We start from the raw sequence: 11384 nt of genomic DNA, 5'->3' as shown, positions 1-11384 counted from the left end.
CCATGACAATAACTCCTCAACAACTGATCGCACTGCTGCCGCTGTTGATCGTCGGATTGACGGTGGTGGTTGTGATGCTAGGCATTGCGTGGCGACGCGACCACTTTATCAACGCCACCCTGACCGTGATCGGTCTCAACCTGGCGCTGCTTTCGCTGTACTTTGTCGGCCAGGCAGGCCCAATGGACGTCACCCCGCTGCTGCGGGTTGACGGCTACTCGATGTTCTACACCGGGCTGGTGCTGCTGGCGAGTCTGGCGACCTGCACCTTCGCCTATCCGTGGCTGGTCGGCTATCCGGATAACCGCGAAGAGTTCTACCTGCTGGTGCTGATCGCCGCTCTGGGCGGCATCCTGCTGGCGAGCGCCAACCATCTGGCTTCGCTGTTCATCGGTATCGAGCTTATCTCGCTGCCGCTGTTCGGCCTGGTGGGCTACGCCTATCGCCAGAAGCGCCCGCTGGAAGCCGCCATTAAGTACATGCTGCTGTCCGCCGCCGCGTCGTCGTTCCTGCTGTTCGGCATGGCGCTGCTGTATGCCGAGTCCGGCGATCTGTCGCTGGCCGGCCTTGGCAAGAGCCTGCAGGAAAACATGATGCACCAGCCGCTGATCCTGGCCGGTATGGGCATGATGATCGTCGGTCTGGGCTTCAAGCTGTCGCTGGTGCCGTTCCAACTGTGGACGCCGGACGTGTATCAGGGCGCGCCTGCGCCGGTCTCGACCTTCCTGGCGACCGCCAGCAAGATCGCGATCTTCGCGGTCGTGATGCGTCTGTTCCTGTATGCCCCGGCCGCCGACAACGAAGCGCTGCGCATGGTGTTGTCGATCATCGCGTTCTGCTCCATCTTGTTCGGTAACCTGATGGCCATCAGCCAGACCAACATCAAGCGTCTGCTGGGCTACTCGTCGATCGCTCACCTGGGCTACCTGCTGGTGGCGCTGATTGCGGTGCAAACCCATCAGCTGTCGCTGGAAACCGCCGGCGTTTATCTGGCCGGTTACCTGTTCAGCAGCCTGGGCGCCTTCGGCGTGGTCAGCCTGATGTCCAGCCCATACCGCGGCCCGGATGCGGATTCGCTGTTCTCTTACCGTGGTCTGTTCTGGCACAAGCCAATCTTGTCCGCGGTGATGACGGTGATGATGCTGTCGCTGGCAGGTATCCCGATGACGCTGGGCTTTATCGGTAAGTTCTTCGTGATCGCGATGGGCGTCAGCGCACACCTGTGGTGGCTGACCGGCGCAGTCGTGGTAGGCAGCGCCATCGGTCTGTACTACTACCTGCGCGTGACCGTCAGCCTGTTCCTCAGCGCGCCGGAATCGCTGCAGCGCGACACCCCGAACAACTGGGCGTTGACCGCCGGTGGCGTCGTGGTGCTGATCTCCGCCGCGCTGGTGCTGCTGTTGGGGGTTTATCCGCAGCCGCTGATTTCGCTGGTGCAGATGGCGCAGCCGACGTTCTGATAACGCTTCAGACGGTAAAAAGGTCGCTTCGGCGGCCTTTTTTTATGGGCGAAACGGCACTCAGCCGTAATGGGCGCTAAACGACGTTTCCAGCGCCTGCACTACCGCGCGCACGCGGGCGGCGCGTTGCAAATCGGGATGCAGCACCAGCCAGATATCCACCCAGTCTTTGTTCTCCGGGAACAGACGCACCAGTTCCGGGTCTTTGTCCGCCAAAAAAGCGGAGAGCAGGCCGATGCCCAGCCCGCTGCGGGTGGCGGAACGCAGCAGCAGCTGCGAATTGCATTGCAGCACGACGTTGGGCTCGTGCAGAGCCTCGCCGCAGAAATTGTTCCAGTGGCGCGGCACCAGCTCGCGCGGGAACATCAGCAGATCGTGGCCGCGCAACTGTTCGCCCTTGACCGGCATGCCGCGCCGCGCCAAATAGTGCTGAGTGGCATACAGGCCCATTTCGATGGTGGCTAACCGTTTGATGATCAGCTCATCGTCATCGGGACGGGCGCCGCGGATCGCCAGATCTGCGCCGTGGTAAGAAATATCGGCGATGTTGACCGCCGTCAGCAGCGTGACGGTGATGGCCGGATAGCGTTCCCGCAGATCTTGCAGCGCAGGCATCACGAAGGCTTCGGCCAGGGTATCGGTGGTGGCGATGCGCACGTTGCCGCACAGGCTTTCGTCACCGCTGGCGGCTTTACGGTTGATCGCCTGCACCGCATTTTCCATCTTCATCACGTCCGCCAGCATTTCCTCCCCCAGCGGGCTGAGGGCGAAGGATTTCGGCGTGCGGATAAACAGCTTGGAGCCGAGCGCATCTTCGAAAGCGGAGAGCCGTCGGCCGACGGTCGCCTGATCGACATGCAGCTGGCTGGCGGCTTTGCGTAGCGTGCCGCAGCGCGCAACGGCGAGAAAAAATCGAGCGTCGTCCCAGTTCATTGCACACCTCCTCTGTACAGACTGGCGGGAGGGGGAAGGAAGCGGTGTGATGCGGTGTTTATTCTGGTGTGGAGACCGAAAAAAATGCTTCGTATCATCATTATTTATAATGTTTCAGGATATGTATAAATGCATCACCGTGAAGCGGTTTTGCACCTTTATTTTTGTCTGGTAATGCTTATTCTTATCGGCGCTTATGCTGCGACCCGACGCACATTTTACACCAAGGCCACCCTAATGCATAAGCAATACGAATAAGAGCCGGTTCCCGTTATTTCTGGGCGACCGCCAAGTGGGATCGACTCTGAATCAAGTTAGCTCACGATGATATGACTGGATATAAAAAAATGGAGTCTCACGCAGAGATGCTGTGCCCCCCCGTTGCGTTGGCGACGGAGGACGGAGTCAGAGTTACCGTGGCGCCAGGCGCCGAGAAGATGGAACGCAACAACGCCGATGTCATTATTCAAGGCCTTGCAGCGCGCGGCATTCAACATATCTTTTTGGTCCCTGGCAAACTGGTTTATCCGTTAATCACTTCTATTGACCGTTCCGAGATTGTCGGCATCGTCGGTGCCCATGAAACCGCATGCGGATTTATGGCCGATGGCTATGCCCGCGCCAGCCGAAAGTTTGGCGTCTGTTTGGGCATTTCAGGTCCCGGCACCATGAATTTCCTGCCGGCGATGGCCGCCGCGCAAGCCGATAAGATCCCCGTGCTGTACCTGGCCGGCAGCATCGCCACCTATCATGAGGCGCAGGGCGCTTTTCAGGACGGCAGCAACAGCGGCATCGATGAGCTGACCATCGTCAAACCGTTGCTTTGCGCCGCGATAGAAACGAAAAACAACCTGACCTTGCAGCATGAGCTGCGCCGCAGCCTCTCCAGCCTGAACCCACAGCGGAAAGGGCGCGCCTATCTGAGCGTGCCGGTCGACATGCAGAAGAAAACCGCGTTCGGCGATCGTCGCGACCAGCCTGAGCGAGTGCCGCAGCACCGTGAAGCGGCCGTGGATGTGCAAGCGGTGGAACAGCTGCTGCATGATTATCTGCTGCGCGGTCTCAACGTCGCCTGCCTGGTGGGCAACCGAATGAACAATCCGCAGGATGCCGCGCTGTTGTTGCGGGTAGCGGAAAAATACTGCTTGCCTGTCGCCACGACGTTGTCCGGCAAGGGCGCGTTTCCCGAAGGGCACGCCCTGGCATTAGGGGTCTACGGTTTTGCCGGCCATGCCCGTGCGGTAGAAACCCTCAACGGTGAAGGCGTCGACGTGCTGCTGGTGCTGGGCTGCGATCTCAGCCAGCGCGACAGTCTGAACTGGAACCCGAGACTGCACGGCAATAAAACGCTGGTGGCGATCGACGAAGACTTCGACAAAGTGAGCTCGCATTACCAGCCGGATCTGCAGATATTTTCCAGCCTGAGCGGTACGTTGCACTGTTTGTTGGCCGCGGTTGGCGATGAGGACGCGCGGCTTGGCGACGCGGCTCACCTGCGTGACGCCTGGTTGGAAGGGGTTCGCGCACTGCCGCTGGAACAGCTGCAGCCGACGTTGCAGGCGCGCATCGCCCAGGGCGAAAGCCGGCTGTATCCCGGCGATGCGATTAAACACATTCGCAGCCGCATGAATCCGGATACCAACGTCGTGGTCGATTCGGGCGCACACCGCATTTTCATGGCGCATCACTGGCTGGCGGCCGGGCGGGGGGATTATCACACCTCCAGCTCCCTGGCGCCGATGGGGTGGGCCATTTGCGCGGGCATCGGCATCAAGCTGGCGGCACCGCAGCGGGATTGCCTCGTGGTGACCGGCGACGGTTGCATGCTGATGCACGGCATCGAAATTCAGACCGCCGCGCGTTATGGCGTGAAGGTGGTGTTCGTGGTGATGAACAACAGCGCGCACGGCGCCATGCACATCGACACGCTGCAAAATCGCGGCATTTCCGCCGACTATACCGCCTTGCCCAACCATGACTGGAAAGCGTTTGCCAACAGCCTGGGGGTCGCCTCCGCGAAGGCGGAGACGCTGGAGGATCTGGACGAGGCCCTCGGCGCCGCAGCGAAACATCCGGGGCCGTACCTCATCGAAGTGATGGTGGGCAACTTTGCGGCGCCTAACCGCTACTACGCCGAGAGCATCGCAGAATACGAGCAGCGCATCAAAGGACTGTAGCACAACGCTGTTTTTTCAACTCGCCAGGTTCACCGCGCGCGGCGCCTGGCATTTTTACTCGCGGCAGTCAGGGAGCGATAAGATGGTTAAGTGGGGCATTTTGGCATTGTTGGCAGTATTTCAGGGGCCGGTTCAGGCTGCCGAGGGGCATGGCGAAGGCATCGTCAAAACGACGTTGCTCAAGACCGACAGCGCATGGGAGGGCTCGGCATATCGTCAGTATCCCGCAGGCGCGCCGCAGATCACCATGCTGAAGGTGACGGTAGAGCCGAACAAGGTACTGGCCTGGCATACGCATCCTTGCATCAGCGCAGTGTACATGAGCGGCGGCAGCGTTTCGCTCACCGTGAGGAAAACCGATGAACGCCGCACGTTCCGGCAGGGGGATTCGTTTACCGATACCGTGGATATCGTGCATCAGGGCGTTTCCGGCGAGCAAGGCGCCGAAATGCTGGTGTTCTTCGCTTGCGCGGACGATAAACCGTTGACGGTGAAAGCCGCCGGGTAGTGTTGATACGGCCCTGTCCAAAGGCCGTTAATAAGAGAAGATCATGGTAGCTTTGTGGATGGTCGTCGCCAGCGGATTCTTTGCGCTGATGGGTGCTTGCATCAAGTTGGCGTCGACGACGGTCGGATTTTTCGACATCATTTTTTATCGTTCTCTCATCAATGTGCTGATCGTCGCGGCGCTGATCAAGATCCAGCGCCTCGGTTTTCGCACCCGTCATCTCGGATTGCATATGAAGCGGGCGGCGATAGGCAATGCGGCGATGTACTGCGGTTTTTATTCGCTGATACATCTGCCGATCGCCACCGCCACCACGTTGGGTTATACCAACCCCCTCTTTCAGTCGGCGATCGCGTTCATCACGACCCGAGGGCAGCTGACCGGTCGGCTGTTGTTTTCCGTGCTGTTGGGCTTTGCCGGCATTTTGGTCTTGCTGCGCCCCGACGCCCCCAACGGGGAGTACGTTGCCACGCTGGTCGGGCTGGCGGCCGGTTTGTTGACCGCGCTGGCTTACTTTAACGTCGGCAAGCTGGTGCGGCGCGGTGAGCCGGAACTGCGCGTGGTGTTCTATTTCTCGCTGGTGGGAACGCTGGTTGGCGGCCTGATGACTGCGTTGCTGGGCTTTTCCTTGCTGGACGGCGCAATGCTGCTGTGCGTCTGCGCCATTGGCGTCTTCGGCAGTCTGGGGCAGATCGCCATGACTCGCGCCTACGGGGGCGGCAATGCGGTGATTGTCAGCATTCTCTCTTACAGCACCATTATTTTCTCTACGCTGCTTGGCTATCTGATATTTGGCGAGCAGCTGTCTTATATCGCCGCCGCCGGTATGGCGCTGATCGTGTTGTCCGGCGCGTTGGCGGTGCGCAAGCGTGCTTCGGCCAAGTCCGAGCAGGCGGCGGTGGCATAACGTGATAAGGAACGAAACAATGAACATGCGTCCGGTTGGCGTCATGGCGATGGCGGTCTTGTTTGGCATAGTGGCGACGCTGACGATGGATGGGGTGAACAGTGTCGCCTCCAGCGTCGGTCTCATCGGCAAGCTCAACCTGGCCTTCATCGGCAAACTGATGAATCAATGGCTGCAGGGGCAATTTTGGTTTTTGCGGCCTGGCGACATTCCCGATGTGCCAGAGGCTCTGATGATGGGCTACGGCGCGCACTATTTTGCCGGCATTAGCCTGGCGATCCCGTTCTATTGCCTGATCTGCCCGCGCGTTAAGTCGGGGGGCGGCCTGCTCGTTGGGGCGCTGACGTATGGCCTGGCCTGTTCGCTGATCTCGCTGTGCTTCATTTATCCCTCGGTGGGGTTGGGGCTTTGGGGAATGGCCGGCAAAAATCCGGCTTTGCTGATCGCCAGCCTGGCCAACCATGCAGTGTATGGCGTGGCATTGGGCGGTTGCGCCATCGCTTGGCGGCATCGCATGCTGCAGAAATGCATGCCTGACGCTGCGATGCTGCATTAATGAATCACGATGATGCATTCTTGGCTATTTTGGGCGTGATAGCCCAACGCTATGATAAGCGCGCTTCCTGAAGCCGCGTGGCATGCGGGAAGACGCATTTATTTAGGGCGAATGCCTGATCGATTCGGGAGTTGAACATGTCAGAAAGTATCGCCGTTGAAGAAACGGCTAAAGCGAAGGCGGGTACATCGCATTTCGCTATCTTGCTGTTTCTGGCGTTGGCATTGATGTCAGCGCTGTTGAACAGCAGCGCGCCGACGCCGCTTTATCCGCTTTATCAACATGAGCTGGCGTTGAGCTCGGTCAGCCTGACGATCATCTACGGCGCTTATGCCGCCGGCGTGCTGATTTCGCTGTTCGGCGTAGGCAATATGGCGGGGAAAGTAAAAGACCTGCGCAGCATGATCGTGCCGGCGCTGTTGGTGGTGTTGCTTGGCGCGCTGCTGTTTTCGGTGGCGTCGTCGTTCTTCATGATGTTTATGGCACGGCTGCTGGCCGGCGTCGGCACCGGCGCCCTGACCGGTGCGGCGAATATCGCGTTGGTGCGTTTCGGGCCGCAGGACGGCGGAAAAAATGCGGCGTTGATCGCGACGCTGTCCTTTACCACCGGATTGGCCCTGGGCCCGATCTTTAGCGGCGTCGCACTGCAAACCGGTTTTCATACCACGTCATTGCCGTTCATCATCATCATGGCCATTGCCGCCGTCGCCGCACTGGGCGTGATGCTGCGCTGGCCGCGAGAGGCGGTGGCGGCGCAGGCCGATAGCGCAGCGGCGGATAACGCGCCGGTGGCGAAAAGCTCTCTGGCGGATGGCCTGCGCGCGACCGGCGGTAAATTCTTCCTGTGCGCCGGGGCGTTGTTCATTTGTTGGGCGGTTGCCGCCAGCATTCTGGCGATAGGGCCGAGCGTCGCCGAAAAACTGTTGGATATGCAGAGCCGTGGCGTCTTTGGCTATGTGGTCGCCGTCTATCTGGTGATTGCCGGCATCAGCCAGATTTTGAGTCGTCGCATCAACGCCCGCCATTCGCTGATGTTCGGCTGCCTGGCTCAGGCTTTGTCGGTCGGGGTGTTCGCCGTGGCGATTCAGATCCATTCGCTGGCGCTGGCCGCCGCAGGCATGGTGATCGCCGGTTACGCCTATGGCGCGATCTTCGTCGGCAGCGCCACGCTGGTGAATCTGATTTCACCGAAAGCCAGCCATGCGCGTTTGATCTCCCTGTTCTACGTGATCGCGTATATCGCTAACTGGGTGCCGATCCTGTTAGGCGTTGTGATCGACCACGCCGATTTGCATTTGGCGACCCACTTGTTATTCCTGAGCAGCGCCGTGATTTGTTTGATGTTGAGCGTCATGGTAACGCGTGCGGGCTTCCCTCGCTGAAACCGGCGTTCGGGAGGGGGGCGACAGGCGTCGCATGTAGGCATTTCATTTGAGATCGTGATTTCCCTGGTGTTGTGTTATTCCAGCGTGCTCGTCACGCTGGCTTTTTTTGTGATACACATTGCTTTTTTGATATTTACATTTCCTTATTTGCATTTTTTTCGTGATTTTAGTCACGAAAAAATCACTCGCTTCGGGTAAACTGCGCGCTTTATTTTTGCCGCAGGTCACTTTATGAACGTTCTTTTCGCCATTGCCGTTACTACCGGGATCCTCTCCGGCGTTTGGGGCTGGGTTGCCGTCAGCCTGGGGCTGATCGGTTGGGCCGGTTTTCTCGGCTGCACGGCGTATTTCGCCTGCCCGCAGGGCGGGCTGAAAGGGCTGTTGATCGGCGCGTTGACCTGCTGCAGCGGCGTCTTCTGGGCAATGGCGATCATCCACGGCAGCGAACTGGCGCCGCAGTGGAATCTGCTGGGGTATCTGCTGACCGGCGTCGTGGCGTTCCTGATGTGCATTCAGGCCAAACAGCAGTGGCTGGGGTTCGTGCCCGGCACCTTTATCGGCGCCTGTGCGACCTTCGCCGGCGGCGGCGATTGGCCGCTGGTGACGCTTTCCCTGCTGGTGGGCCTGCTATTCGGCTATGCGATGAAAAACAGCGGTCTGTGGTGGGCGGCGCGCAGCGAAAAAGCCCGCGCTACGCCGCCGATTGGCCCGAATGCCGGCTCAAACGGTGCGGCCGAGTGAGAGACGGCAATTCACCACCAGCGTTTGGTTACCCGGAGTTTGGGTTACGCCGGCCCATTGTGCGATGTCCTGTCGCGTAACGCGGAGGTGTTTCATTCGGTGGCCTTCACGGGCGGCGCGGCAAGGGGGATAGCGGCATGTTAACCCATCGATTTGGCGATAACAATGAATGTACTTCTATTGAAAATAGCCGTTTTTCAATCGGATAGATAAGTTTTACCCGCTGACTGCCTGCGTGAGATCACGTTAAGGGTAACAGGGTTTCGTAACATGATTTTCAGTGATTTCCATCACGTTTTTACCGGTAACAATCGGCTGAGATAGAAGCCTGTCCGATTGGAGGCCTGATGGCCGGGAATCACTATGAACAATCTGTTTTCACTGGATAACAAGACCGTCTTGATCACCGGCGCCTCGCGCGGCATCGGTTTTCTGCTGGCACGCGGCCTGGCGCAGCAAGGCGCGCATATTCTGGTCAACGCCACCACCGAAGAGCATGCCCGGCACGCCGCCGAACGTTTGCGCGAAGAGGGGCTGCGCGCCGAGGCGGCGGCGTTCGATGTCACCGATTCCCAGGCGGTGCATGCCGCCATCGACCGTATCGAAGCGGACATCGGCGCGATAGACGTTTTGATCAACAACGCCGGCATCCAGCGCCGCCACCCGTTCACCGAGTTTCCGGAGCAAGACTGGGACGACATCATTGCCGTCAACCAGAAGGCGGTCTTCATCGTGTCGCAGACCGTGGCGCGTTACATGGTGCCGCGCCGGCGCGGCAAGATAGTCAACATCGGCTCGATGCAAAGTGAGCTGGGCCGCGACACCATCACCCCTTATGCGGCGTCCAAAGGGGCGGTGAAAATGCTCACGCGCGGCATGTGCGTGGAGCTGGCGCGCTACAACATTCAGGTCAACGGCATTGCCCCCGGCTACTTCAAAACCGAGATGACGCAGGCGCTGGCCGACGATCCGGCCTTCACCGCCTGGCTGACCCAACGCACGCCCGCCGCGCGCTGGGGCGATCCGCAGGAGCTGATCGGCGCGGCGGTGTTCCTGGCCGCCGACGCCTCCGCCTTCGTCAACGGGCAACTGCTGTTTGTCGATGGCGGCATGTCGGCGGCGGTGTAATCTTTTTCCGTGGAGTCTTGCGATGAAAATTCAAACTCAGTCCTGCGTGGTCAAAGGCAAGCGAGACGTGGCGGTGATCGCGCAAGAAGTGGATTATCGAGGGCAGGGAACGCTGGTGAAAATCAGCCGCGGCGGCATCTGCGGCTCGGATCTGCATTACTTCCAGGAAGGCAAGGTCGGCAATTTTCAGGTGCGTCAGCCGATGGTGCTGGGCCATGAGGTGATCGGTGAGGTGGTCGCCAGCGATTCGCCGCAGTTGCCGGCCGGGCAGAAGGTGGCGCTCAATCCCAGCAAACCCTGCGGGCAGTGCAAATACTGTCTGGAGCAGCAAAGCAATCAATGCGTCGAGATGCGCTTTTTCGGCAGCGCGATGTATTTTCCGCACGTCGACGGCGCTTTTACCCAATACAAAGTGGTGGATAGCGCGCAGTGCATTCCTTACGCCGCCGATCGCGACGACAGGGTGATGGTGTTCGCCGAACCGCTGGCGGTGGCTGTCCACGCGGCGAAGCAGCCCGGCGATGTGGCGGGGAAAAAGATCTTCGTGTCCGGCGTCGGCCCGATCGGCTGTCTGCTGGTGGCGGCGCTGAAAGCGCTGGGCGCCGCCGAGATTGTCTGCGCCGATCTCAGTCCGCGCTGCCTGGCGATCGCCAGCCAAATGGGGGCCAATCGGTGCCTGCATGCCGCGGATGACGATTTTAGCGACTATCAGCAGGACAAGGGCTACTTCGATGTCGCCTTCGAAGTGGCGGGGCACCCGCTGTCGCTGCAGCGCTGTCTGGAGATCACCCGCGCCAAAGGCACCGTGGTGCAGGTTGGCATGGGCGGCAGCTTCCCTGATTTCCCGCTGATGTTGTTGATCGCCAAAGAGTTGAACCTGCTCGGATCGTTTCGCTTCGTGGCGGAATTCGCGCTGGCGGTGGCCTGGCTGGCTGGCGATGTGGTCGATCCGCTGCCGCTGTTGTCGGCGGAATTCGCCGGGGACCAACTGGCGCAGGCGCTGGAGTTTGCCGGCGACAAGCGCCAGGCCGCCAAGGTGCAATTGGTGTTTTAGGGTAAAAGTCCGATGGCCGCAGGCGACGATCCTTGTCTATAGTGTAGGAACGCTTAATTTTTCAACCACGGAGATCTCACTATGGCAAGACATTCGGATGCTGAGCAAACTACGCTGGATGACGATCTGAGAATGCTGACCGAGACGCTGGAAGAAGTGTTGCAATACACCGGCGATCGCGCGGATCAGGCCTACATTGACATCAAGTCGCACGCCGAGCAGGCGCTGAGTGAGGTCAAGGCGCGCTGGGCGAACACCGGCGAATCCTACTATGCGCGCGCCAAAGAAGCGGTGCACCGCACCGACGACTACGTGCGGGATAAACCCTGGCACAGCGTAGGCATCGGTGCCACCGTCGGGCTGGTGCTGGGGCTGCTGCTGGCCCGCAAATAAATCATGTCATCGGGGCGGCGCAGGCCGCCTCGTGCTTTTCTGCAGACTGTGTCGTTCATCCCGCCGTTTCCCCGATCGCTTTCCCTTATCCCGCCTATACTTCCCGCTGGCCGCCGTTGGAGCACCTTTATCTCCCTTGTTT

Annotated in this window: 11 protein-coding genes; 10 read left to right on the top strand and 1 reads right to left on the bottom strand. The window is 59.8% G+C overall.

Going from position 1 to position 11384, the window contains the following annotated elements:
- The first annotated feature begins 2 nt into the window (after window positions 1-2).
- Complete coding sequence (gene nuoN / locus GT753_RS12950; protein ID WP_004936000.1) at window positions 3-1460, top strand: NADH-quinone oxidoreductase subunit NuoN; 1458 nt, start codon at window positions 3-5, stop codon at window positions 1458-1460.
- 60 nt (window positions 1461-1520) lie between these two features.
- Here the strand turns inward: nuoN and GT753_RS12945 are convergent, their stop codons facing one another.
- Window positions 1521-2393 (bottom strand): LysR family transcriptional regulator, encoded by an 873-nt coding sequence (locus GT753_RS12945; RefSeq protein ID WP_004935995.1) that lies wholly within the window; start codon window positions 2391-2393, stop codon window positions 1521-1523.
- Window positions 2394-2740: 347 nt separating this feature from the next.
- Here GT753_RS12945 and GT753_RS12940 point away from each other — a divergent pair, with 347 nt between their 5' ends.
- The 9 genes from GT753_RS12940 to elaB all read left to right on the top strand — a co-directional run bounded on the left by GT753_RS12940 (window position 2741) and on the right by elaB (window position 11242).
- Complete coding sequence (locus GT753_RS12940; protein ID WP_160125654.1) at window positions 2741-4570, top strand: thiamine pyrophosphate-binding protein; 1830 nt, start codon at window positions 2741-2743, stop codon at window positions 4568-4570.
- Between the two features lie 82 nt (window positions 4571-4652).
- Window positions 4653-5078 carry a cupin domain-containing protein gene (locus GT753_RS12935; protein WP_160125653.1) on the top strand — a complete coding sequence of 142 codons (426 nt, stop codon included), beginning with the start codon at window positions 4653-4655 and terminating at the stop codon, window positions 5076-5078.
- Between the two features lie 43 nt (window positions 5079-5121).
- A complete protein-coding gene (locus GT753_RS12930; protein WP_044030799.1) occupies window positions 5122-5985 on the top strand; it encodes a DMT family transporter in 864 nt (287 codons plus the stop codon).
- A gap of 19 nt (window positions 5986-6004) precedes the next feature.
- Window positions 6005-6541: a DUF2938 family protein gene (locus GT753_RS12925; protein WP_160125652.1), complete on the top strand. Its 537-nt coding sequence runs from the start codon at window positions 6005-6007 to the stop codon at window positions 6539-6541.
- Between the two features lie 137 nt (window positions 6542-6678).
- Complete coding sequence (locus tag GT753_RS12920; RefSeq protein WP_004935980.1) at window positions 6679-7923, top strand: MFS transporter; 1245 nt, start codon at window positions 6679-6681, stop codon at window positions 7921-7923.
- A gap of 234 nt (window positions 7924-8157) precedes the next feature.
- Entirely contained in the window at window positions 8158-8667 is a 510-nt protein-coding gene (locus GT753_RS12915) for a DUF1097 domain-containing protein (protein ID WP_004935976.1), read from the top strand.
- Between the two features lie 363 nt (window positions 8668-9030).
- Entirely contained in the window at window positions 9031-9795 is a 765-nt protein-coding gene (idnO, locus tag GT753_RS12910; RefSeq protein WP_033632515.1) for a gluconate 5-dehydrogenase, read from the top strand.
- A gap of 22 nt (window positions 9796-9817) precedes the next feature.
- Entirely contained in the window at window positions 9818-10849 is a 1032-nt protein-coding gene (gene idnD, locus GT753_RS12905; protein WP_021505555.1) for an L-idonate 5-dehydrogenase, read from the top strand.
- Window positions 10850-10930: 81 nt separating this feature from the next.
- Entirely contained in the window at window positions 10931-11242 is a 312-nt protein-coding gene (gene elaB, locus GT753_RS12900; RefSeq protein WP_004935964.1) for a stress response protein ElaB, read from the top strand.
- The last annotated feature ends 142 nt before the right edge of the window (window positions 11243-11384 follow it).

The organism is Serratia sp. Z4 (assembly GCF_009900725.1).
GTDB classification, from domain to species: Bacteria; Pseudomonadota; Gammaproteobacteria; order Enterobacterales; family Enterobacteriaceae; genus Serratia; species Serratia nematodiphila.
Note: the sequence above shows the minus strand (reverse complement) of the source record. Positions and strands in the feature narration are given on the sequence as shown.